Here is a 23,422-nt window from a genome sequence, read left to right as displayed (position 1 = left end):
GACTCTCGTCCTCAAACCTTGGACTTTCTTCACGGCACGCCGAAGCCCCAACTGGTGCAACCAATTGGGGCTTCGAAACGCTCAGTTGTGCAGGCCGGCGAGGGTGTTCGCGCCTGCCGTCACCGGCTCATCGGACGGTCGGCCGGGTGGCGTGTTCCAGCTCGATCAGCGCCGAGCGGTAGGGGTGCCCGGTGGCGCGTTCCATGCCGATCTCGCACATGCGGTTCGCCGACAGATAGGCGTCGTAGGGGCGGCGGTCGACCTCGGCCGCCTCCTCGGCCGTCGCCGAGTCGGTCAACTCCTTGTGGAGCATGCCCCGGTCGCCCGCGAACGCGCAGCACCCCGCGTCGTCCGGCACCACCACCTCGTCGGCGCAGGCCCCGGCCAGCGCCCGCAACTGCCCGACATCACCCAGGTGTTCCATCGAGCAGGTCGGATGCACGACGGCCGACCCGACGGTGCGGAACACCGTCAGCCGCGGCAGCAGTTCGTCGGCCGCCCAGACCAGCGAGTCCACGACGGTCAGTTCGCGGTGCAGTGCCCGGTTGTCCTCGCTGAGGTAGGGCACCACCTCCTCGGCGATGCCGAGCGTGCAGGAGGACGCGTCCACGACCAGCGGCAGCGTCCCGCCCGCCGTCCAGCCCCAGGCGGCTTCCACGATGCGGTTCGCCATGATCCTGTTGCCCGTGTCGTACCCCTTGGAGTGCCAGATCGTCGCGCAGCACGTGCCCGCGACGTCCTCGGGGATCCACACCGGCTTTCCGGCCCGCCCGGACACGGCGACGACCGCCTCGGCCAGGGAAAGGCCCGGCGTCCCCTCCGGCCCGGCGAAGATGCGGTTGACGCACGCCGGATAGTAGACCGCGCTCGCCCCGACCCTCGTGGTGGGCGGCAGCCGCCGGGCCGCCGCACCGGGGATCTGCGGCAGCCACTCCGGTACGAGGTCGGGGCGCACGGCCCTGCGCGCGAGCCGCGTCACGGCCTGGAGCGGACCGTCGCCCACCCGCTCGGAGACCGTGTCGGCCGCTCCCACGGCGAGGCGCGCCGAGGCCTCCACCACCCGGAAGTTCTTCGCGGTGAGCGCGGCGATCCGCTCCTCGCGCGGTGTGTGCCTGCGGTGCCGGAAGCCCTTCATCATCGCCCCGGTGTCGATGCCGACCGGGCAGGCGAGCTTGCAGGTGGAGTCCCCGGCACAGGTGTCCACGGCGTCGTATCCATAGGCGTCCAGGAGACCGGCCTCCACCGGCGAGCCGTCGGCCTGGCGCATCATCTCCCGGCGCAGCACGATCCGCTGGCGCGGAGTGGTCGTCAGATCCTCGCTGGGACAGGTCGGTTCGCAGAAGCCGCACTCGATGCACGGGTCGGCGACCGCCTCCACCTTCGGAATGGTCTTCAGGCCCCGCAGATGGGCCCGCGGATCCCGGTCCAGCACGATGCGCGGAGCGAGCACCCCGGCGGGGTCGATGACCTGCTTCGTCCGCCACATCAGCTCGGTGGCGCGCGGCCCCCACTCCCGCTCCAGGAACGGCGCGATATTGCGTCCGGTGGCGTGCTCCGCCTTGAGCGACCCGTCGAAGCGGTCCACGACCAGCGCGCAGAACTCCTGCATGAACGCGTCGTACCGCTCGACGTCGGCCGGCTTCGCCGCGTCGAACGCGAGCAGGAAGTGCAGATTGCCGTGGGCGGCGTGACCGGCCACGGCGGCGTCGAAGCCGTGGCGCGCCTGGAGCTCCAGCAGCGCCTCGCAGGCGTCGGCCAGCCGGGCGGGCGGCACCGCGAAGTCCTCCGTGATGAGGGTGGTGCCCGAGGGCCGTGACCCGCCGACTGCGGTGACGAACGCCTTGCGGGCCTTCCAGTACCCGGCGATCGTCCCGGCGTCCCGGGTGAACGCGTTGGTCACCGACGCGGCCGGGACGACCAGGTCGAGACCGGCGACCACGGCCTCGGCCGCCCGCTCGAACGCCTCCTGACCGGCCTCGTCGGCCGCCCGGAACTCCACCAGCAGCGCGGTCGTCTCCCGGGGCAGCGCCGCCCAGTCCGCCGGAACGCCCGGCACGCTGACGGAGGCGCGCAGGGTGTTGCCGTCCATCAGCTCCACCGCGATCGCCCCCGCCTCGTTGAACCCGGGCACGGCGGCCGCGGCGGCGGTGAGGGAGGGGAAGAACAGCAGGGCGCTGGAGATCCGCCGGTCCAGCGGCAGCGTGTCGAAGACGACCTCCGAGATGAAGCCGAACGTCCCCTCGGAGCCCACCATCAGCCCTCGCAGGATCTCCACCGGGGTCGCCCCGTCGAGGAACGCGTCCAGGCGATAGCCGTTGGTGTTCTTGATCGTGTACTTGGCGCGGATCCTGGCGGTCAGCTTCTGGTCCGCCTCGATCTCGGCCTTCAGCTCCATCAGCCCCGCGCACAGCTCCGGCTCGGCGCGGGCCAGCTCCTCGTCGGCGGCGGGGTCGGCGGTGTCGACGACGGTACCGCTCGGCAGCACGAAGGTGAGCGAGGCGAGCGTCCGGTAGGAGTTGCGGGTGGTGCCCGCCGTCATGCCCGAGGCGTTGTTGGCGACGACCCCGCCGACGGTGCAGGCGATGGCGCTGGCCGGATCGGGGCCCAGCAGCCTGTCGTACCGGGCGAGGGTGGCGTTGGCCCGCATGACCGTCGTCCCCGGCCCGATCCGGGCCCGCGCCCCGTCGTCCAGCACCTCGACGCCGGTCCAGTGACGGCGTACGTCGACGAGGATGTCCTCGCCCTGCGCCTGGCCGTTGAGGCTGGTGCCCGCGGCCCGGAAGACCACGTCACGGCCCTTGCCGTGGGCGTACGACAGGATCGCGGAGACGTCGTCGAGATCCTCGGGGACCAGCACGACCTTGGGGAGGAAGCGGTAGGGGCTGGCGTCGGAGGCGTACCGCACGAGGTCGGAGATCTTCCAGAGCACCTTGTCCGCACCGAGCAGGGCCGTCAGCTCGCCGCGCAGCGGCTCCGGGGTGCCCCCGGAGCTGCGGTCGGTGACCCGGTCGGGAGCGGGTTCCCGGGCCGTTCCGGGGCGCAGGGCATCCGGGTCGGGCTCCAGCAGCGGCATCTCGGCCATCCTCTCGGCGGCTCGGCGCGGTGCTCAGCAGTGGCGTTCCGGCATGCCGTCGACCAGAGCGGACAGCAGCCCGCCGAGCACCTCGCGCTGATCGGCGGTCAATGGAGCCAGGATCTCCTCCGCGGCCGCCCGGCGCGCGCTGCGCAGGGACCGCAGCGTGGCGCGTCCCTCGTCCGTGATCTCGATGCGGACCACCCGGCGGCTGTCGGGATCCGGGGCGCGGCGCACCCGGCCGCTCGCCTCCAGCGCGTCGACCAGCGTCGTCACGGCGCGTGGAACGACGTCCAGACGCCGGGCGAGATCCGCCATCCGGGGGGCCGCGTCGTAGCTCGCGACCGTCCGCAGCAGCCGGAACTGGGCCGGAGTGATGTCGATCGGCTCCAGCTGGCGGCTCTGGATGCGGTGCAGCCGACGGGTCAGCCGCAGCAGCTGCTCGGCGAGTATGCCGTCCGCGTCGGATGAGCCGGAGCCGGCTCCGGCGTCGGATGAGCCGGGCTGACCGGGGGAGCCGAGCGGACCGGGGGAATCTGGGGCGTCCATACGGGAACAATATCAGGACCTTGTTCATTGTGAGTATAGGTAACAATGAGCTAGGCTCTCACTCTGCGGGGCCGGGACTGCCCGGCCCCGCCTCACGCCCGACGAAGGAGCCCATGAAACCCGACGAACCCACGTGGACGCCCCCGCCCGATGCCCGCACCGACGCCGACCGGCCGCCCGCCGAGGTGCGCCGCATCCTCCGCCTCTTCCGCCCCTACCGCGGCCGCCTGGCCGTCGTCGGCCTGCTGGTCGGCGCATCCTCCCTGGTCGGGGTCGCCTCCCCGTTCCTGCTGCGCGAGATTCTCGACACCGCCATCCCGCAGGGCCGCACCGGCCTGCTGACCCTGCTGGCGCTCGGCATGATCCTCACCGCCGTGATGACCAGCGTCTTCGGCGTGCTCCAGACGCTGATCTCGACCACCGTCGGCCAGCGCGTCATGCACGACCTGCGCACCGCCGTCTACACCCAGCTCCAGCGGATGCCGCTCGCCTTCTTCACCCGCACCCGCACGGGAGAGGTCCAGTCCCGCATCGCCAACGACATCGGCGGCATGCAGGCGACGGTCACCTCCACCGCGACCTCGCTGGTCTCCAACCTCACGGCCGTCATCGCGACCGTCGTCGCCATGCTCGCCCTCGACTGGCGGCTCACCGTCGTCTCGCTGCTCCTGCTGCCGGTCTTCGTCGCGATCAGCCGCCGCGTCGGCAGGGAGCGCAAGAGGATCACCACTCAGCGTCAGAAGCAGATGGCGGCGATGGCCGCCACGGTCACCGAGTCCCTCTCGGTCAGCGGCATCCTCCTCGGCCGCACGATGGGCCGCTCCGACTCCCTCACCCAGGGCTTCGCCGAGGAGTCCGAGCGCCTGGTCGACCTCGAAGTGCGCTCCAACATGGCCGGCCGCTGGCGGATGTCCACGATCGGCATCGTGATGGCCGCCATGCCCGCCGTCATCTACTGGGCGGCCGGACTCACCCTCCAGTCCGGTGCCACCGCCGTCTCCCTCGGCACGCTGGTCGCCTTCGTCACGCTCCAGCAGGGGCTGTTCCGCCCGGCGGTCAGCCTGCTCTCCACCGGTGTGCAGATGCAGACCTCCCTCGCCCTCTTCCAGCGCATCTTCGAATATCTCGACCTCACGGTGGACATCACCGAGCCGGAGAAGCCGGTACGCCTGGCGAAGATCCGCGGCGAGATCGCCTTCGAGAACGTCGACTTCAGCTACGACGAGAAGAGCGGCCCCACGCTCACCGGCATCGATGTGACCGTCCCCGCGGGCAACAGCCTCGCGGTCGTCGGATCCACCGGTTCCGGCAAGTCCACCCTGAGCTACCTCGTGCCCCGGCTGTACGACGTCACCGGCGGCCGGGTCACGCTCGACGGGGTCGACGTCCGCGACCTGGACTTCGACACCCTCGCCCGAGCGGTCGGCGTCGTCTCCCAGGAGACCTACCTCTTCCATGCCTCGGTCGCCGACAATCTGCGCTTCGCCAAGCCGGACGCCACCGACGAGGAGATCGAGGCCGCGGCCCGCGCCGCACAGATCCACGACCACATCGCCTCCCTGCCCGACGGATACGACACCCTCGTCGGCGAGCGCGGCTACCGCTTCTCGGGCGGCGAGAAGCAGCGCCTGGCCATCGCCCGCACGATCCTGCGCGACCCGCCGGTGCTGATCCTCGACGAGGCGACCAGCGCGCTCGACACCCGTACGGAACAGGCCGTGCAGGAGGCGATCGACGCCCTGTCCGCCGGACGGACCACGCTCACCATCGCGCACCGCCTCTCCACCGTCCGCGACGCGGACCAGATCGTCGTCCTGGAGGACGGCCGCGCCGCCGAACGCGGCACGCACGAGGAACTGCTCGCCCGCGACGGCCGCTACGCCGCTCTCATCCGCCGCGACTCCCACCAGGTCCCGGTGCCCGCGTCCTGACGGTCCCGGGCGACCCGGCCCTGACGGCAACGGCCCCCGATGTGACCGGCCCCTGATGTGACCGGCCCCTGATGTGACCGGCCCCTGACGTCATCGGAGCGGCGGGCGTACGGCATGATCGCCGCGCATGAGAGCTCTCCTCGGGGTGGAACTCCCCGGCTACCGAACCGTCGACACCGACACCTGGCTGAACGACCACGGCGATGTGCTGTCGTTGCACTTCTTCGATCTGCCGCCGGATCTGCCGGCCGCCCTGGACGATGGTCCGGCCCTGCGTCACGGCCTGACCCACTTCACCGCACGCGCGGGCGGCGGACTCATCGAGGCATCGGTGAAGCGACTGGGCGAGCTGCCCGCCCTGCGGCAGATACTCAAGCTGCCGCTGCCCGGACAGCCCAGCGGCCAGGCGTTCATCGGCAGCTACACCGTGCCGCGCGCCGGGTGCAGCACCGTGGTGAAGATCCAGGCGGCGGAGCGCGGTATGACGGGCATGCGGGAAGCCGTGGTGATGGCCAAGCTCGGCCCCGACCAGTACTTCCGGCCGCACCCCTACGCCCCCGAGGTCCAGGGCGGGCTGCCCTTCCACGCGGCGGACCACGCCCAGTGGGACGCGGAGTTCCCGGACCACCCGCTCACCCGGGTCCGCCGGACGCTCGACGTGCTCGCCGAGGCGGTGACGGTCGACCCCGGGTTCACCGCACTGCCGCCCTTCACCGGACCGGCCGCGACGAGCGGCTGAGCCGCCCGGCTCCGTACACGCCAACGCGGCGGCGCCGCCGCTCCCGTGGGACGGGGAGCGACGGCGCCGGGTGGAGCAATGGTCAGACGAGCCAACCCACGAAGTGGACGACGCCGGCAAGCAGGTTGGTCAGGAAGTTCATCTGGTCTTTCTCCTTGTACGTGGTGCATCTGTGGGACTGCGCAGTAGCGGTCTGCAGCCCGTTGACTGCGCTCTGCAATCATCACGCCCCGGACGAGTGAAGAGCAACGAATCCAGTGACGATCACGCGTTCCAGCGAACACCCGAACACCCGATCCCTTGTTCGTGCGGTACGGCGTTCGTGTCGCGTTCGTGCCGCCGGAACCGACGCCGTGGCCGGGCTACCGGCCACGGCCCGTACCCCGGGTTAACGTGCCCGCATGGTGAACGAGTCCCCGGACGCCCGACCCCGCCGCAGACTCCGCCCGACCCGCCGGGGGAAGGTCGTCCTGGCCGTCGGCGCACTGCTCGTCGTGTCGGCCGCCGTCCTGATCCCGCTGGCCCTGACCCGATCGGACGGGGGCGGGCGGGAGAAGGAGAGCCCGCAGCGGAACACCCTGATGATCCCCGAGGGCCGTCGTGCCTCGCAGGTGTACGAGGCCGTCGACAAGGCGCTCGACCTGAAGCCCGGCAGTACCGCGAAGGCCGCCTCCACGGTGGACCTGGAGCTGCCGGCCCAGGCCGCCGGAAACCCCGAGGGATACCTCTTCCCGGCCACGTATCCGGTCGACGCCGGGACCGAGCCCGCCGGGCTGCTGCGCTACATGGCCGACACCGCCCGCAAGCACTTCGGCGCGGACCACGTCACAGCGGGCGCGCAGCGCAACAACGTCTCGGTCTACGACACGATCACCATCGCCAGCATCGTCCAGGCCGAGGCGGACACCGCCTCCGACATGGGCAAGGTGGCCCGGGTCGTCTACAACCGGCTGCTCAAGGACATGCCGTTGCAGATGGACTCCACCATCAACTACGCCCTCAAGCGCTCCACCTTGGACACGACGACCTCCGACACCCAGCTGGACAGCCCGTACAACAGTTACCGGATCAAGGGCCTGCCGCCGACGCCCATCGGCAACCCGGGGGAGGAGGCGCTGCGCGCGGCCGTCAGCCCGACACCCGGACCCTGGCTGTACTTCGTCACGGTCGGCCCGGGCGACACCCGGTTCACCGACGACTACGACGAGCAGCAGAAGAACGTCGAGGAGTTCAACCGCAGCCGCGGCTCCGCGACCACGGGCTGACCGGGTCCGCCGACGGAGGAACTCAGGCCCCCGGGACCGGCACGGCGACGGACGCCCCGACTTCCCGGTCCGCCCGCCCGCCGCCGGTCTCCTTCAGCAGCCGCATGACCGAGCGGACCGCCGCGCGGCCCGCGCGGTTGGCGCCGATGGTGCTGGCGGACGGTCCGTACCCGACGAGATGGACGCGCCCGTCGCGGACGGCCCGGGTGTCCTCGGCCCGGATGCCGCCGCCCGGCTCGCGCAGCTTCAGCGGCGCCAGATGGTCCACGGCGGGCCGGAACCCGGTCGCCCACAGGATCACATCGGCCTCGACAGCGCGGCCGTCGTCCCAGGCCACGCCGGTCGGCGTGATCCGGTCGAACATCGGCAGCCGGTCCAGCACCCCTTCCGCCCGGGCCCGCCGCACCGCATCGGTCATCGGGAGCCCGGTCACGCTGACCACACTGCGCGGCGGCAGCCCGTTGCGTACCCGCTCCTCCACCATCGCCACGGCCGCCCGCCCCCACTCCTCGGTGAACGGCCCTTCGCGGAAGATCGGTTCGGTGCGGGTCACCCAGAAGGTGTCGGCCGCGTACTCGGCGATCTCCATCAGATGCTGCGTACCGGAGGCGCCACCTCCGACCACGATGACGCGTTGCCCGGCGAACTCCTCGGGCCCCGGGTAGTTCGCCGTGTGCAACTGCCGCCCCCGGAACGTCTCCTGGCCCGGGTAGCGCGGCCAGAACGGCCGGTCCCAGGTGCCGGTCGCGTTGATCAGGGCCCGCGTCGCGTACGTCCCCTCGGACGTCTCCACCAGCAGCCGCCCGTCGCTTCCCTCGCGTACGGCGCTCACCTCGACCGGGCGGTGGACCCGCAGGTCGAAGCGCTCCTCGTACGCGGCGAAATACGCGCCGATCACCTCCGACGAGGGCCGGTCGGGGTCGGCGCCGGTCAGCTCCATGCCCGGCAGCGCGTGCATCCCGTGGACCTTGCCGTACGTCAGCGAAGGCCAGCGGAACTGCCATGCGCCGCCCGGCCGGGGTGCGTGGTCCAGCACGACGAAGTCGTCGTCCGGCTCCAGTCCGACGCGGCGCAGGTGGTGGGCGGCGGACAGCCCCGCCTGGCCCGCGCCGATCACGACCACGTCCAGCTCACGCACCCCAGAAATGTTCACGCTTCTACTAACTGTTCGGGGCTCCGGGATCTTCCCGTACGTGGGACCTTCCCGTACGGAGGAAGGACCCCGGGGCCCCCGACGTGGTGCACCGCCGGTGACAGGCCCCGATGACGGCCCCGGCGGCGGTCTCAGCGCCCCCCGGCGAGCAGCAGGGGCGCACCGCCCGGAGCCGGGGTGGTCCGGCTCTCGGCGCCGGGCCCGCCCAGCAGCGGCGACGCGGGCACGGTCGACAGCAGCCCGCGCCGGGCCAGCTCGGGCGTGACCCCCTCGCCGAACCAGTACGCCTCCTCCAGATGCGGATAGCCGGAGAGCACGAAGTGCTCCACGCCCAGCGCGTGATACTCCTCGATCCGGTCCGCGACCTCCGCATGGCTGCCCACCAGCGCGGTTCCGGCCCCGCCGCGCACCAGACCGACCCCCGCCCAGAGGTTCGGCGCGATCTCCAGCTTGTCCCGCGAACCGCCGTGCAGCGTCAGCATCCGCTGCTGCCCGACCGACTCGCTCTTCCCCAAGGCCTGCTGCGCCGCCGCGATCGTGTCCGGGTCGAGGTCGCCCAGCAGCCGGTCGGCGGTGGCCCACGCCTCCCGCGAGGAGTCCCGCGAAATGGTGTGCAGCCGGATGCCGAACCGGACCGTGCGCCCCTGCTCCTCGGCCAGGCCCCGAATCCAGTCGATCTTCTCCTTCACGGCGGCCGGCGGCTCGCCCCAGGTCAGATAGACATCGGCGTGGGCGGCGGCGACCGGCCCGGCCGCCGCCGACGACCCGCCGAAGAAGATCTCCGGCAGCGGGTCCGGCGGCAGCGCGGTCAGCCCGCCCTCCACCTGGTAGTGCTCACCGTCGAAGTCGTACGGCTGCCCGCTCCAGGCGCCCCGCACCACGGACAGGAACTCCGCGGTCCGCGCATAGCGGCGGTCGTGGTCCAAGTGATCCCCGAACCGCCGCTGCTCCGTGGAGTCGCCCCCGGTCACCACGTTGAGCAGCAGCCGCCCCCGGGTGATCCGCTGATAGGTGGCGGCCATCTGCGCGGCCAGCACGGGCGAGATGACCCCCGGCCGGAACGCCACCAGGAACTTCAGCCGCTCGGTGTGCTGGGCGAGCGCCACCGTGGTCAGCCAGGCGTCCTCGCACCAGGTGCCCGTGGGCGTCAACACCGCCTCGAAGCCGAGCTGTTCGGCCGCCTTGGCGATCTGGGCCAGATACTCGATGTCCGGGGCGCGCACCCCGCTCACCGGGGTGATCCGGTCGCGCTTGATGCCGCCGTCGGTGTAGGCGTGCCGGTCGACGAGCGTCCGGCCGTCGCCTCCGGTGGGCAGGAACCAGTGCAGATGGACGTTCACGACGAGGCCTTTCCGTACGAGCGCGGTGCGGTGGAGGATGCGGGGAGGTCACGGTTGAAGCGGGTGTCGACGTAGTCCTCGAAGTCGAACTTCCGGGGAATCAGCTTCAGTTCGGCGAAGGTGTCGGCGATGTCCTGTTCGGAGGCGATGGCCGCGGCGTCGATCGCGACCGGGACACGGGTGCCGTAGGTGAGCTTCACGGCGTCCAGCGCCACTTCGTAGGGGAGCCCGGTCTCCTTCGCCCAGACCTTCGCCCACTCCTCCGGGTGCTCGAAGACCCACTTCTGGGCCCGCTCCAGCCGGACGAGCAGATCGCCGATGGCCTTCGACTTCTTCCCGTCCTTGAGCGACACGGGTGAGGCGACCTGGAACCCGAGGCCGTTGACGACCCCTTCGCCGGTCGTGAGCACCCGGGCGTCCGCCGTGCGCAGGACCTGCGAGGTGTACGGGTCCCAGATCGCCCAGGCGTCGACCTTGCCCCGGCTGAATGCGGCGAGCGCGTCGGCGGGCTGGAGGTAGTTCAGCTTCACGTCCTTGATCCCGAGCCCGGCCTCCTTGAGCGAGGCGACCAGCTGGAAGTGGGCCGAACTGCCCTGCGCCACGGCGATGGACTTGCCCTTGAGCTGGGCCGGCTTCTTCAGCGGCGAGTCCTTCGGCACGACGATGGCCTCACCGGCGGACGAGCCGTGGTTGGCGCCGACGACGACGATGTTCGAGTCCGCCCCGGCGGCGAAGACGGGCGGCGTGTTGCCCACGCCCCCGATGTCCACCGCCCCCGCGCTGACGGCCTCCAGCATGGGCGGTCCCGAGGTGAAGGTGGACCACTTGATGCGGTAGTCGAGGTCGTCGAGCTCACCGGAGGCCCGCAGGATCGCCTCGTAACCGCCCTTCTGGTCACCGACGTTGAGCGTCAGACTGCCCTTCCCGTCCGTGCTGCCGCCCGAGTTCGCGGACGAGGCGCCGCCGCACGCGGAGAGGAGCAGGGCGAGGGGCAGGAGCAGGGCGGGCAGGGTGCGGCGTTTCATGATGCGTCTCCGTGACGGGGGTGTGCGGACGATGCGGCGGGGTTCTTCGTGGTGACCGGGCCGGGCGGTGCGGCGGCTTCGGACGGGGGCTCGTCGGCGGCGGCGCCAGGCTCACCCTGGGCAGCGGTGCCCGACTCGCCGTCGGCGCGGCCCCCGCCCTCCACGCCGCCCTCGGCCTCGACGCCCAGTTCGGCCAGCAGCCGGGAGCGCAGTTCGGTGAACCCGGGGGAGCCGACCCCGCGCGGCCGGTCCAGCGCGACGGGTGTGTCGTACGCGATCCGCCCCTCCCGCATCACCAGCGCCCGGTCGGCCAGCAGCAGGGCCTCGTCCACGTCGTGGGTGACCAGCAGCACCGCGCAGCCGCGCCGCTGCCAGAGCTCGGCCACCAGCTGCTGGGCCTTGATCCGGGTCAGCGCGTCCAGCGCGCCGAAGGGCTCGTCGAGCAGCAGCAGATCGGGCTCGCGCACCAGGGCCCTGGCCAGCGAGGCGCGCTGGGCCTCGCCGCCGGACAGCGTCTTGGGCCATGCCCCGGCCCGCTCCGCCAGCCCGACCTCCGCCAACGCCTGCTCGGCGACGGCGCGTTCGGGCTTGCCCGGCAGCCCGAGCAGCACATTGCGCCAGACCCGCTTCCAGGGCATCAGCCGCGGCGCCTGGAACGCGACCGCGCGCCGGCGGGGCACCAGCACGGTGCCCGAAATCTCGCGGTCCAGCCCGGCCAGCACCCGCAGCAGGGTCGACTTGCCGCAGCCGCTGCGCCCGAGTAGCGCGGTGAACTCGCCTGCTCTCAGGGTGAGATCGAGGTCGTCGATGACCGCACGCCCGTCGAAGGCGCGGGTGAGCCCTTCGACCCGTACGGCCGCCTCCGGGGCATCGGCCGACGCCGCGGCCCCGAGCTCGGGTTCGAAGAGGTCTTTCACTGGCCGGTGAAGGTCGGTCGCCATTGCAGCAGCAGCCTTTCGAGGATCCGGACGATGACGTCGGCGGTGAGGCCGAGGAAGGCGTACACGACGAGACAGACGACGATCACATCGGTCCGGAAGAACTCGCGGGCCTGGTTCATCAGGAATCCGATCCCGGCGTCGGCGTTGATCGACTCACCGAAGACGAGCGCGAGCCAGGCCGTCGCCAGTGAGTAGCGCAGACCGGTCATGGCCCCGGGCAGGGCCCCCGGAAGCACCACATGCCGCACCAGGCCCCACCGCCCGAGCCCCAACGACTCACCGGCCTCGATGAGTTGGGCGTCGACACCGCGGATCCCCGCGTACACGTTGAGATACAGATGGAAGGCCACCCCGAGCGCGATGAGCGCCACCTTCGGCGCCTCGCCGATCCCGAGCCAGATGATGAACAGCGGGATCAGCCCCACCCACGGCACGGTGCGCAGCATCTGCACGGTCGCGTCGACCAGATCCTCCCCGAGCCGGGACAGCCCCGACGCGAGTGCGAGCGCCGTCCCGATGACCCCGCCGAGCAGAAGCCCCACGACCACCCGCTGGAGCGAGACCCCCATCGCGGCGGGCAGCGTCCCGTCGGCCACCAGATCGGCGCCGGCGCGGGCGATGGTCCCGGGCGAGGCGAGCACATCGGGATGCAGCACCCCGGTGGCGCTGAGCACCTGCCACAACGTGAGCAACAGCAACGGCCCCACCGCCCGCCGCACCCACCGCGGAGCGGCCCGCAGCCACGACCGGCGGACGGACGCCGGAACGACCGCCTCCAGATCGGGCGGGGTACGCGTCGGCGCGGAGGCCTTCTCCGGAGCAACGGGCGCTGCGGTTGGGGGTGGCGCATGGCTGACGGTCATGGGGGCTCCACGGAAGGCCGCACGAATGCGGGGCGAACGGGCGAAAGGGCGAAGGGTGAACGGGGGAGGAGGGCAGGAGGGGAGGCGAAGCGAGGGGCGGGCGGGCTATCGCTGGCGCGCCGAGGCGCCCCCGTACGCACGCGCCATGCCCGACCGGAGACCGGCGGGAAGACGGAGAGCGGGTAAGGGCGGAGCGCTCAGCGGTCGGCGCCCGGCACGGTGCCGGACGCGACTAGGGCAGGGCGAGCGACGGAATACCGCAGGCGCAGCCGTACGACCGGAAACGATCCGGAAGTCGCTGGAGGAAGAGGCGCCGAAAGAACGTCAGCAGCCGCGACAACACGCGGCGGACGCCACTCGCAGCAGGTCGATGTGACCGCGCGAAGTGAGCAGAGCTGATCGGAACATGGCGCTGAACGTAGTCATCCGGTTGGGACACGGTCAATGGCGTCTCGGAGCGTGGACGCGTCATCTCACGCCCGTGGGGCGAAGATGGAGGCATGTCCGATTCCTTCACCACCACGGTCCTGAACATCACCACGGGTACGGACGAGAGCGTCACGGACCTGACACGCGCCTGCGAGGAGTTCCTCACCCGCACCGCGCCCGGCCGCGACGGCCTCCTCAACGTCTTCGTCCCCCACGCCACGGCCGGCATCGCCGTACTGGAGACCGGCGCGGGCAGCGACGACGACCTGCTGGCCGCCCTCCACCACCTGCTCCCCGCCGACGACCGCTGGCAGCACCGCCACGGCAGCCCCGGCCACGGCCGCGACCACGTACTCCCCGCCCTGGTCCCGCCCCACGCCACGCTGCCGGTGATCGGCGGCCGACTGGAGCTGGGCACCTGGCAGTCGGTCTGCCTGGTCGACACGAACAGGGATAATCCGGAGCGTCGGGTGCGGTTGAGTTTCCTGGGCTGATCGGTTGCCGCGGTGTCAACTCCATGCGCACGGCAGCCGACCCCGACGCCCGGAGCGCATCGACCTCGCCCACGAATTCGGGCTGGACGGCCTCCGACGGCCGACTGGCAGGGCACCCGTCTGCCGCGGCATCCGGCGGGGCTGCAGGGGTGAGTGCAGACGAGGTGACGGCATGTCTGCGGCTACGAGGGTGCGATGAAGCCGGGCCGTTGCAACAAGGTCCGATGTGTAGCGGCTGACGGCCAAGCGCTGTGATCCGAGAAGAGGGCGGGAATCCACCGATCCCGCTCGGACGTCAGCCGTAGGCTGTTGTGGGAAACAAGGGGAGACGGCGATTGAGCGTTTTCAGCGTCGCCTCTCCAGGGCGGAGGCTGAGGCGATTGGCGTTGTGGGTTGGGGCTTATGCGGGACTGACGGAAGACGCGCCAGGACTTCAGTCGTGCCATCTCCCGTTCGGCGGGTGCCTGGGCCTGGGGCAGGCTCGGTTGACTGTGCGCTGGGTCGGGCGCAGTTCACCGCCTGGAGGCCGTTCGTGTCCGGTGGTCACCCGTAGTCCGGCTCCCTGGTAGGCGCGGTCGGCCAGGGCGGGGACGCGCTGGCGTTCGCGGATCCGGGTGATTCGGTGCGCGCCGCTGTGAGGTCGTGGGCACGGCCGGGCAGGGCGGGCGAGATCCACAGCGTTTAGCCCGTCGGGTCGGTGACGACCTGCACGTTCACGCTGTGCCGACGGTGCTTGTGAGAGTAGTCAGCCCGTTCGTCGCCGACCCGGTCGCAGTCCGCGAGGATGCCCGTCGAGCAGTACGCAGTCCGGGTTTCCTTCGCGCAGGACTTTGAGCAGGCCCGGAGCCCGGTCGGCGAGGAGAGCGACCACGGCGGAGGTGTAGGCATGGGCAGTGCCGACAGAGATCCCGAAACCGGCGGCAATCTGGGCGAGGGGCCGTGCTTGCGCAGGTACACCTGGGCGACCAGCGCACGCCGATGCGGCAGCAGCTTGCAACGCCGGTCACCCTGGCTCGTGACCATGAGCATGATGACCCACTCGACCAGTGCGTGCGGGAGGTCGAGTGCGGTGAGCGGCGAGGATCTGCTGTGCCCGCGGCCCGGGGGAGCCATCGCGTCTGATGCTGAACATGCGCTGTCCCTCCGGAGGCGGACTCACATAGGTCTGACTCCGATGGTTCCCGTTGCGTGCCTCATTGCACGCATGGGCACCGAACCGTCGGCTCGGCCCGATGAATGCGCACAACGAGTCGCTCGAGGCAGGCGAATCCGCCGCGCTTCGCAGGCACGCGGTCTCCGTCAGAGCACAGACAGGAAGGGCGGAACGATCAGTGCCGGCTCTTCAGTTCGGCCAGGTTCTTGAGGCTCTTCTCCATTTCGGTGCACAGGCCCGGTTCGATCATCTTCCCCAGGGTGCCGTCGATCGGGCCGCCGAAGAGCTCCAGGACGAGTTCGACGGAGCTGCCGGACTCGGTAGGCACCACAGCATAGGAGAAGCGGGCACCTACTTCTGTGGGGCCTTGACCCGTGAGCTCCAGAAGAGTGCCGGACTTGTGGGTTTCGACGGTCCAGCGGACGGTGGAGGGCGGTCCCATGAGCTTGAGCTGCTGAGCGAAGACATCGCCGACCTTCAGGTCCGCAGGGCTCCCGTCGGGCCAGGCATAATGCACGCTGAGCCACTCGTCGTACCGGGTGCGATCGGACAGCAGCGTCCATACGTCCTCGGTGGACGCGGCCAGTTCGATCGTGCTGACCCCTTTAGCCATGACGGGTCCTTCCTTCGGATATTTTTGTCAGGCGGTCCATGATCTTGGCAACCAGGAAATCCTGCTGGTCCTTGAGGTAGAAATGGCCGCCCTTGACCACGCTCAACTCGAAGCTGCCCGAGGTCTGCTCTGCCCAGGCTTCTGCGTCCTCGACCGAGACCCTGGGGTCGGCGTCTCCCAGGATGGCGTGTATGGGGCACTGAAGCCGCGGTCCGGGACGGAACGCGTAAGTCTCCACCGCTTTGTAGTCGCCCCGGATCGCCGGCAGGACCATCTGTAGCAGTTCCGGATCGGAAAGCAGTGCGGAGTCGGTGCCGTCAAGCAAGCCGATTTCTTTGACGACGTCGCTGTCGGGGAGTCGATGGACGCTCTCCGGGCGGGAAATGGACGGCGCGCGACGACCGGACGCGAACAGCGTGAGCGGGACGATGCCGTGTTCCTGTTCCAGGCGGCGAGTCACTTCGTAGGCCAGCAGCGCGCCCATGCTGTGACCGAAGAGAAGCAGCGGTCGGTCGGCAAACGGAAGGAGCTCCCGGCACGCCGCGTCAGCCAGAGCCTGAAGATCGTCGATGCACGGTTCGCGTCGCCGGTCCTGCCTGCCTGGATACTGGACGGCCATGATGTCCAGGGCCGAGGGGTGCTCAGCCTGCCGCAAGGCGTGCGCGAGCGGAAAGAAGTAGCTGGCCGCCCCGCCGGCGTGAGGAAAGGCGATCAGCCGGACATCTGCGGTGGATATGGGCTGGAGCCGCTGAATCCAGCGACTCTCCAGGACGTTTCCCATTTAGAACAGCTCGCCCTTTTCATAGGTGAACTCCGAGTGGAAGACGGCGATATGGTTGCCGGAGGGGTCTCGCAGGTGCGCGAAGATGGCAGCACCATCGTCGCTGGGCATGGGCGGAACGATCACGGTGCCGCCCGCCGCACTCACGTTTTCGCAAGTTTTTGCGACGTCCTCGACCCGGATGACGCAAACCGCGTAGTTGGCAGGCAGTGGGTTGTTCTCTTCTACCTTGCTGTCCCACAGTCCACCCAGGGCGAGGCCGTTTTCCCCCTTGGTTTGGATGATGCTGTACGGATTGCCGTGCCCTGCAGTGAATGTCCAGCCGAAGACATCGCCGTAGAAGCGCTCAAGGGCCTCCGGGTCATCGGATCCGATCTCGAAGAAAGCGACTTCGTTCCCCATTGCGGCAGTATGGCCCTTCTTTTTGTCGCGCTGAACCGAATATCAGCGCCATACCCCCGACGGTAGGCGGGCAGTTCCCTCCGGCCAACCCCTAGAGTCCCTACTTTTCATCCCCTATGTGTCCCTTTATCTTCCAGGTAAGGGGCGTTTAGGGGTTGGGTGTAGGGGGGTCTGCGGATTAGCGTTCCGGTGCAGTCCGTAATACGGGGAGCTGCGCATCCCGAAACAATGGGGCAATCGGTGGATGACATCAACACGATGACCGAGCGGGACCGCCAGTTGCGTGAGCACTTGGAGAGTCTTGCCGAGGGGAGTGCTGGCGCACCCTTGGTGACGGGCCGACAAGACACCAGGGTCGGTTTCGTCTTCCCCGGTCAGGGCTCGCAGTGGGCTGGAATGGCCACGGAGCTGTTCGACTCGCTGTCCGTTTTCCGGAATGCGCTGTCCGAGTGCGACGAGGCGCTGTCTCCACACGTTGACTGGTCTCTGGTCGACGTTCTCCGTGGCTCGCCCGGCGCGCCGACGCTCGATGATGTGGATGTGGTCCAGCCGGCTCTGTTCGCCGTCATGTACGCCTTGTCCGAAGCATGGGAGTGGTACGGCGTCGTCCCGGACTTCGTCGTCGGGCACAGCATGGGTGAGGTCACCGCTGCTTGTGTGTCGGGTGCGCTGTCTTTGGCCGACGGGGCACAGGTGGCTGCGTTGTGGAGTCGTGCCCAGCGGGTCCTGATCGGTCGGGGCGACATGGCATCGGTTCTTCTGCCCCCGGAGCGAGTGCAGGAGTACCTCTCCGAGGAGACCGTGATCGCGGCGATCAACGGCCCAACCTCTACCGTCGTTTCCGGATCCCCGAGCTCCGTCGACGCACTGCTGCGGCGGCTCACCGCGGAGGGCATACGGGCGCAGAGGATTCCGGTCGGTCTGGCGGCACACTCACCGCAGTTCGATGCAATTCGAGCAACTTTGCTGCATGAGTTGCAGGGAATCAGCCCTCGCCCTGCTCGCATCCCGTTCTATGCCTCGACGGTCGGTGGCCTCTTGCCTCCCGACACACTGCTGGATGCGGACTACTGGTGCAGGAACGGGCGGAGCACGGTCCAGTTCGAGGCCGCCGTACGAGCGGCGGCCGCCAAGGCGGCCGACCCGGTGTTCGTGGAGGTCAGCCCGCACCCGGTCCTGGTGATGCCGGTCCGGGAGACCCTTGACGCGATGGGAGGGAGAGGGGCCGCCCTGGGCGGCACGTTGCGACGCGGCGAGGGTGGCATGAGCCGCTTCCTGGAATCGGTCGCCGACGTGCACCGGCGCGTCGCAGGGCCCGGGCCCGGACCGGCCGTTCTGGCTGAGCGCACCGCCGGTCGTCCCGAACTCGAACAGCGGCAGATCGTACTGGACCTGGTCTGTGAGGTGACCGCGGCCCTCGGCCAGTCGGAGTCGGTACAGGCCGGATCCACCTTCCGTGAGCTTGGCTTCGACTCGGTGAGGGCGGTCGAGTTCCACCAGCGACTCACGGCGGCATCCGGGCTGAGTTTGCCGGTGACGCTGGTCTTCGACCATCCCACCCCCGCAGCAGTCACGGAACGGCTGCTCGCGGAGCTGCGTGGCGACAGTGCCGTGAATGAGGTGCTGACGGGTCGTCTTGCGGACGAGGAGCCCATCGCCATCATCGGCATGAGCTGTCGGACCGCCGGGGGCGTGCAAACCCCGGAACAGCTCTGGCGTTTGGTGATCGAAGGCCGCGACGCCATATCCGATTTCCCGACCGACCGGGGATGGGACGTCCGGTCGCTGTATGACCCGGAGCCCGGAAAACCTGGCACTACGTACGTCCGGCGGGGCGGATTCCTGCATGACGCAGGGTACTTCGACAACGGACTCTTCGGAATCGGCCCCCGAGAAGCGGAGGCCATGGATCCGCAGCAGCGGGTGCTCCTGGAAGCATGCTGGGAATTGTTCGAGCGTGCGGGCATGAATCCGAAGGCGCTGGACGACGCCCAGGGGACTGGCGTGTTCCTGGGTGCCATGACCCAGGACTATGGGCCCCGCCTGTACGCCGCTCCGGAGAAGGCTCAGGGTTACCTGCTCACCGGCACTCTTGGCAGCATCTCTTCAGGGCGATTGGCCTACGCTTTCGGGCTGGGGGGCCCAGCCGTCACCGTGGACACGGCGTGCTCGTCATCCCTCGTCGCACTGCACCAGGCCTGCCACGCACTGCGTCAGGGAGATTGCTCACTGGCCGTGGCCGGAGGGGCGACGGTGATGGCCAATCCGGGGCTGTTCGTCGAGTTCAGCCGGCAGGGCGGTCTTGCGCCTGACGGCAGGTGCAAGCCGTTCAGTGCGGACGCGGACGGCACCTCCTGGGGCGAGGGAGCGGGTCTCCTCCTGGTGGAGCGTCTCTCCGATGCCGAGCGAAACGGTCACCCGGTCCTCGCTGTGATTCGAGGCAGCGCGATCAACTCCGACGGCGCGTCCAACGGGTTGGCCGCGCCGAACGGACCGGCGCAGCAACGGGTGATCCGGCAGGCGCTGGCCAACGCCCGTCTCGCCGCCGATGAGGTGGACGCTGTCGAGGCCCATGGGACGGGAACCACCCTGGGAGACCCGATCGAGGCGCAGGCATTGCTGGCGACTTACGGGCAGCACAGGGAGCGGCCCCTTTGGCTCGGCTCACTGAAGTCTCATATCGGTCATACTCAGGCCGCCGCCGGGGTGCTCGGCGTCATCAAGATGGTTCAGGCGATGCACTCAGGCACATTGCCGCGGACGCTTCATGTCGATGAGTTGTCGTCGTACGTGGACTGGACGTCGGGGGACGTCCAGGTACTGACAGAGAGCCGGCCCTGGCCGGAGACCGGGGAGCCCAGGCGCGCAGGGGTGTCCTCCTTCGGTATCAGCGGCACCAACGCACACTTGATCCTCGAGCAGGCCTCACCGTCGGTGCCCGAGAAGGTGTCGGCAACCGCGTCCGGACCGCTGCCGTGGGCGCTGTCCGGACAGACCGCCGACGCTTTGCGGGCGCAGGCCGCACAGCTGAGCGCATATCTGTCCGAATACGCTGAGCCGGTCGCGGAGGTCGGCTACACGCTGGCGACGGCACGTGCGGCGCTGGAGCACCGCGCTGTCGTAACCGGCCACGACCGGGCGGAGCTGCTCAAGGGCCTGAAAGACGTGGCCGAAGGCCGGTCCGATGTCATCCAGGGGGTTACCGACGACGGCCGGCTTGCCGTGGTCTTCTCCGGCCAAGGCTCACAGCGGCCGGGCATGGGCCGCGAGCTCTACCACGCGCTGCCCGCCTTCGCGGCGGCCCTGGACGAGGTATGCGAGGAGCTGGACCCCCTTCTGCCGCACCCTCTGAAGGACGTGCTGTTCAACGAAGAGGACCTGGTACACCGGACCGATTTCGCTCAGGCGGGTCTCTTCGCTTTGGAGGTGGCGCTGTTCCGGCTGGCGGAGAGCTGGGGCCTGGTTCCCGATTTCGTTGCCGGACACTCGGTCGGCGAGATAGCAGCCGCGCATGTCGCAGGGATCTTCTCGCTGGGCGACGCCTGCCGGCTCGTTGCCACTCGAGGTGCGTTGATGCGGCAGCTGCCATCCGGTGGAGCGATGGCGGCCATCGCAGCATCCGAGGCGGAGGTGGCCGACTCTCTCGGCCCGGATACGGCCATCGCCGCCGTCAACGGGCCCACCTCGACAGTGGTTTCCGGTGCGGTGGAGGAGGTCGAACGGATCGCAGCCCTGTGGCGTGACCGCGGACGCAAGGTTACGCGCCTTCAGGTGAGCCACGCCTTCCACTCCCCCCTGATGGAGCCGATGCTGGACGAGTTCCGCACGGTTGTCGAGGAGCTCACCCTGCACCCGCCCCAGTGCGGGACCGTTGCCGATCTGCACACATCCGAATACTGGGTCCGGCACGTCCACGACACCGTGCGCTTCGCCGACGGTGTGCGTGATCTCTACGACGTGGGCGTCCGCACCTTCGTGGAAATGGGTCCTGACAGTGTGCTTACCGCGCTCGGCGAGGACTGTCTGACCGGTGAAGTCGACGCTCCCCCCGCGTTCTTGGCCACGGCCCGTCGCGGTCACGACGAGGTGGCGACGTTCGTCGATGCCATGGCACGGGCCTACGTCCGCGGCGCGGCAATTTCCTGGATCCCGTCTTTCCAGGGGGCCAATCGGCTGGTGGGCCTGCCCACGTACCCCTTCCAACGCGCGCACTACTGGCTGCAGAGCGGCGCCGAGCGCGCCGTTCCGGTGGCCGATCAGTGGCGATACCAGGAGACGTGGAGTCCTGTGCCCGATGCCGCTGATACCGGAATATCCGGTGTCTGGCTGGTGGCCGTACCGCAGTCCGATGTCGAACAGGAGACAGTCCGGACCTGCGTCGAAGGCATGCGCCGCAGAGGCGCGCACGTTCGACTGGTGGAGGTGCCGTGCGGCACCGATCGTTCGGAACTGGGCGACTTGATCCGCTCGATCCTCGACGAGTCGGCCGTCGCGGGAATTCTCTCCCTGCTTGGCGATGAGGTGGGCAGGACCGTGCTCCTGCTGCAGGCACTGCTGGACGCCGAAGTGAGGGCGCCGCTGTGGTGCGTCACCCAAGGTGCCGTGAGCGTCGGCGCGTCCGACCGGCTGGAAGAGCCCGGGCAGGCACAGATCTGGGGCCTTGGCCGGGTGATCGCACTGGAACAGCCGCGTTCCTGGGGCGGTCTGGTGGACCTGCCGCAGACCGTGGACGGTGGCACGGTGGACAGGCTGGTGAGCCTGCTCGCCAACCCCCGCGGCGAAGACCAGCTAGCGGTGCGGGTGCCGGGTCTATGGGCCCGGCGCCTGGTGCCGGCTGAACGACGGACGTCCCGGCCGACGACTCATGAGTGGGGCCGCACCGGAACCGTTCTGATCACGGGCGGCACCGGGGCGCTCGGGGGCCACGTTGCCCGCCGGCTCGCGGCCCGCGGAGCGGAGCATCTGCTCCTGGCCGGGCGGCGCGGGGCGGACACGCCCGGCGTCAGCGACCTGGTGACCGACTTGAGGGCATACGGGTGCCAGGTCACGGTTGCCCCGTGCGACGTCAGCGACCGGACCGCAGTAGCCCGGTTGTTGGCGGAAATTCCTGAGCGATATCCGCTGACAGCGGTGGTGCATGCTGCCGGTGTCAGTGACTTCGCCGAACTGGCCACCACCACCGTGGCCGAGGTGGAGGGGGTGCTGGCGGCAAAAGTGGACGGCGTCACTCATCTGGATTCGCTGCTGGCGGACCACCCGCTTGACGCGTTCATCATGTTTTCCTCGATCGCGGCCACCTGGGGCAGTGCCACCAACGGCGCCTACGCCGCAGGCAACGCCTATCTCGACGCGCTGGCCCGGCAGCGACGTCAGCGCGGGCTGCCGGCCACCTCGGTGGCCTGGGGGGTTTGGGCCGGTGGGGGCATGGGTGAGGGGGCGACAGGGGAAGCCTTGGCGCGAGCCGGACTGCGGGCTATGCCGCCGGATGTGGCTCTCACCGAGCTCGACAAAGCGGTACAGCGGGACGAGGCCACGCTGACGGTGGCGGACGTGGAGTGGGAGCGATTCGCCCCGCTGTTCACCACCAGTAGGCACAGCCCGTTGCTGTCCGGTATCCCGGCAGCAGTCCAGGCGCTGCGTACTGCCGAACCTGCTGCGATGAAAGACACCGCCATCGAGCCGCCGGCACCGATTGCCGACGTCGTCAAGCGCGAAGTGGCCGCAGTACTCGGCCACGCAGACACGAGTGCGCTCAACTTCCGGAAGACATTCAAAGAGCTGGGATTCGACTCACTCGCGGCGGTGGAATTGCGAAATCGCCTCCGGAAAACCCTTGGCCGGTCACTTCCCTCAACCCTGATCTTCGACTACCCCACACCTGCCGCGCTGGGCGAACACCTGACCGCGGCAGCACCCGAACCCGCCGCCGATGTGCCGCGCCTGTCGGCTGCCGGGACCGTATTGGCTTCCGATCCGATTGCGGTTGTGGGTATGGCATGTCGTTTTCCGGGGGGTGTGGGTTCTCCGGAGGATTTGTGGGATGTGGTTGTTGCGGGGCGGGAGGGTTTGTCGGAGTTTCCTGATGATCGTGGTTGGGATGTCGGGGGGCTTCCGGGGTCTTGTGCTCGTGTGGGCGGTTTTTTGAGTGATGTCGCTGGTTTTGACGCGGGGTTTTTTGGTGTGTCGCCGCGTGAGGCGTTGGCGATGGATCCGCAGCAGCGGTTGTTGCTGGAGGTTGCGTGGGAGGCGTTCGAGCGGGCGGGGATTGATCCGGCGTCGTTGTCGGGCAGTGGGACGGGTGTGTTTGCTGGGCTTGCGGGCAGTGATTATCACTCGTTGGCCCAGGTTGCTGATTCTTCGCAGGTCCGGAGTGATGTCGCGGGGCATGTGCTGACCGGCAACGCGAGCAGCGTGGCCTCCGGCCGAATCGCTTACACACTGGGTCTTGAGGGTCCGGCGATGACGGTGGATACGGCGTGTTCGTCGTCGTTGGTGGCGCTGCATCTGGCCGCGCAGTCGCTGCGCAATGGTGAGTGCACCCTCGCCCTGGCCGGCGGCGTGGCCGCGATGATCACTCCAGAGGCATTTGAGGAATTCGCGCGGCAGGGCGGTCTGGCGGTGGATGGTCGGTGTAAGGCGTTTGCTGATGCGGCTGATGGTACGGGGTGGGG

Annotated in this window: 15 protein-coding genes and 1 pseudogene; 5 read left to right on the top strand and 11 right to left on the bottom strand. The window is 69.5% G+C overall.

The window, feature by feature from the left end:
* Nucleotides 1–127: 127 nt before the first annotated feature.
* Both G3I54_RS10725 and G3I54_RS10720 read right to left on the bottom strand, forming a co-directional pair.
* Nucleotides 128–3,073: an FAD-binding and (Fe-S)-binding domain-containing protein gene (locus tag G3I54_RS10725; protein WP_164613460.1), complete on the bottom strand. Its 2,946-nt coding sequence runs from the start codon at nt 3,071–3,073 to the stop codon at nt 128–130.
* Nucleotides 3,074–3,106: 33 nt separating this feature from the next.
* Complete coding sequence (locus tag G3I54_RS10720) at nt 3,107–3,622, bottom strand: MarR family transcriptional regulator (RefSeq protein ID WP_203685925.1); 516 nt, start codon at nt 3,620–3,622, stop codon at nt 3,107–3,109.
* A 113-nt stretch (nt 3,623–3,735) separates the two neighbouring features.
* Here G3I54_RS10720 and G3I54_RS10715 point away from each other — a divergent pair, with 113 nt between their 5' ends.
* From G3I54_RS10715 to mltG, 3 genes are all read left to right on the top strand, one after another.
* Nucleotides 3,736–5,553 (top strand): ABC transporter ATP-binding protein, encoded by a 1,818-nt coding sequence (locus tag G3I54_RS10715; RefSeq protein ID WP_164613459.1) that lies wholly within the window; start codon nt 3,736–3,738, stop codon nt 5,551–5,553.
* A gap of 127 nt (nt 5,554–5,680) precedes the next feature.
* Entirely contained in the window at nt 5,681–6,292 is a 612-nt protein-coding gene (locus tag G3I54_RS10710) for a hypothetical protein (RefSeq protein WP_164613456.1), read from the top strand.
* 401 nt (nt 6,293–6,693) lie between these two features.
* The gene (gene mltG / locus G3I54_RS10705) at nt 6,694–7,557 is read left to right on the top strand and encodes an endolytic transglycosylase MltG (RefSeq protein ID WP_164613454.1); all 864 of its coding nucleotides are present in this window, start codon (nt 6,694–6,696) and stop codon (nt 7,555–7,557) included.
* Nucleotides 7,558–7,579: 22 nt separating this feature from the next.
* On the opposite strand, the gene G3I54_RS10700 is transcribed toward mltG, so the two are convergent.
* The 5 genes from G3I54_RS10700 to G3I54_RS10680 all read right to left on the bottom strand — a co-directional run bounded on the left by G3I54_RS10700 (nt 7,580) and on the right by G3I54_RS10680 (nt 12,879).
* Nucleotides 7,580–8,695 (bottom strand): NAD(P)/FAD-dependent oxidoreductase, encoded by a 1,116-nt coding sequence (locus tag G3I54_RS10700; RefSeq protein WP_164613452.1) that lies wholly within the window; start codon nt 8,693–8,695, stop codon nt 7,580–7,582.
* Between the two features lie 146 nt (nt 8,696–8,841).
* Nucleotides 8,842–10,050 carry an LLM class flavin-dependent oxidoreductase gene (locus G3I54_RS10695; RefSeq protein ID WP_164613450.1) on the bottom strand — a complete coding sequence of 403 codons (1,209 nt, stop codon included), beginning with the start codon at nt 10,048–10,050 and terminating at the stop codon, nt 8,842–8,844.
* Complete coding sequence (locus G3I54_RS10690) at nt 10,047–11,075, bottom strand: ABC transporter substrate-binding protein (protein WP_164613448.1); 1,029 nt, start codon at nt 11,073–11,075, stop codon at nt 10,047–10,049. The genes G3I54_RS10695 and G3I54_RS10690 overlap by 4 nt, the downstream gene beginning before the upstream one ends.
* Nucleotides 11,072–12,016: an ABC transporter ATP-binding protein gene (locus G3I54_RS10685; RefSeq protein WP_164613446.1), complete on the bottom strand. Its 945-nt coding sequence runs from the start codon at nt 12,014–12,016 to the stop codon at nt 11,072–11,074. Before G3I54_RS10685 ends, G3I54_RS10690 begins: the two co-directional genes overlap by 4 nt.
* Nucleotides 11,989–12,879 (bottom strand): ABC transporter permease, encoded by an 891-nt coding sequence (locus G3I54_RS10680; RefSeq protein WP_203685923.1) that lies wholly within the window; start codon nt 12,877–12,879, stop codon nt 11,989–11,991. The genes G3I54_RS10685 and G3I54_RS10680 overlap by 28 nt, the downstream gene beginning before the upstream one ends.
* A 500-nt stretch (nt 12,880–13,379) precedes the next feature.
* Here G3I54_RS10680 and G3I54_RS10675 point away from each other — a divergent pair, with 500 nt between their 5' ends.
* Nucleotides 13,380–13,802 carry a secondary thiamine-phosphate synthase enzyme YjbQ gene (locus tag G3I54_RS10675; RefSeq protein WP_164613444.1) on the top strand — a complete coding sequence of 141 codons (423 nt, stop codon included), beginning with the start codon at nt 13,380–13,382 and terminating at the stop codon, nt 13,800–13,802.
* Nucleotides 13,803–14,147: 345 nt separating this feature from the next.
* On the opposite strand, the pseudogene G3I54_RS10670 reads toward G3I54_RS10675, so the two are convergent.
* From G3I54_RS10670 to G3I54_RS10655, 4 genes and pseudogenes are all read right to left on the bottom strand, one after another.
* Nucleotides 14,148–14,915, bottom strand: a pseudogene (locus G3I54_RS10670) (transposase family protein).
* Between the two features lie 215 nt (nt 14,916–15,130).
* Nucleotides 15,131–15,568 carry an SRPBCC family protein gene (locus G3I54_RS10665; protein ID WP_164613442.1) on the bottom strand — a complete coding sequence of 146 codons (438 nt, stop codon included), beginning with the start codon at nt 15,566–15,568 and terminating at the stop codon, nt 15,131–15,133.
* Nucleotides 15,561–16,349 carry an alpha/beta fold hydrolase gene (locus G3I54_RS10660; RefSeq protein WP_164613439.1) on the bottom strand — a complete coding sequence of 263 codons (789 nt, stop codon included), beginning with the start codon at nt 16,347–16,349 and terminating at the stop codon, nt 15,561–15,563. Before G3I54_RS10660 ends, G3I54_RS10665 begins: the two co-directional genes overlap by 8 nt.
* Entirely contained in the window at nt 16,350–16,751 is a 402-nt protein-coding gene (locus G3I54_RS10655; protein WP_164613437.1) for a VOC family protein, read from the bottom strand.
* Between the two features lie 240 nt (nt 16,752–16,991).
* On the opposite strand from G3I54_RS10655, the gene G3I54_RS39395 reads away from it, so the two are divergent.
* On the top strand, nt 16,992–23,422 hold a 6,431-nt coding region (locus G3I54_RS39395), incomplete at its 3' end, for a type I polyketide synthase (protein WP_164613435.1).

This window comes from Streptomyces sp. SID14515 (genome assembly GCF_010548505.1).
GTDB classification, from domain to species: Bacteria; Actinomycetota; Actinomycetes; order Streptomycetales; family Streptomycetaceae; genus Streptomyces; species Streptomyces caviscabies.
Note: the sequence above shows the minus strand (reverse complement) of the source record. Positions and strands in the feature narration are given on the sequence as shown.

Excerpts from the sequence above, each read along its gene's own strand:
- G3I54_RS10725 (WP_164613460.1), bottom strand. The coding sequence starts at position 3,073 with ATGCCGCTGCTGGAGCCCGACCCGGATGCCCTGCGCCCCGGAACGGCC.
- G3I54_RS10720 (WP_203685925.1), bottom strand. The coding sequence starts at position 3,622 with ATGGACGCCCCAGATTCCCCCGGTCCGCTCGGCTCCCCCGGTCAGCCC.
- G3I54_RS10715 (WP_164613459.1), top strand. The coding sequence starts at position 3,736 with ATGAAACCCGACGAACCCACGTGGACGCCCCCGCCCGATGCCCGCACC.
- G3I54_RS10710 (WP_164613456.1), top strand. The coding sequence starts at position 5,681 with ATGAGAGCTCTCCTCGGGGTGGAACTCCCCGGCTACCGAACCGTCGAC.
- mltG (WP_164613454.1), top strand. The coding sequence starts at position 6,694 with ATGGTGAACGAGTCCCCGGACGCCCGACCCCGCCGCAGACTCCGCCCG.
- G3I54_RS10690 (WP_164613448.1), bottom strand. The coding sequence starts at position 11,075 with ATGAAACGCCGCACCCTGCCCGCCCTGCTCCTGCCCCTCGCCCTGCTC.
- G3I54_RS10685 (WP_164613446.1), bottom strand. The coding sequence starts at position 12,016 with ATGGCGACCGACCTTCACCGGCCAGTGAAAGACCTCTTCGAACCCGAG.
- G3I54_RS10680 (WP_203685923.1), bottom strand. The coding sequence starts at position 12,879 with ATGACCGTCAGCCATGCGCCACCCCCAACCGCAGCGCCCGTTGCTCCG.
- G3I54_RS10675 (WP_164613444.1), top strand. The coding sequence starts at position 13,380 with ATGTCCGATTCCTTCACCACCACGGTCCTGAACATCACCACGGGTACG.
- G3I54_RS10665 (WP_164613442.1), bottom strand. The coding sequence starts at position 15,568 with ATGGCTAAAGGGGTCAGCACGATCGAACTGGCCGCGTCCACCGAGGAC.
- G3I54_RS10660 (WP_164613439.1), bottom strand. The coding sequence starts at position 16,349 with ATGGGAAACGTCCTGGAGAGTCGCTGGATTCAGCGGCTCCAGCCCATA.
- G3I54_RS10655 (WP_164613437.1), bottom strand. The coding sequence starts at position 16,751 with ATGGGGAACGAAGTCGCTTTCTTCGAGATCGGATCCGATGACCCGGAG.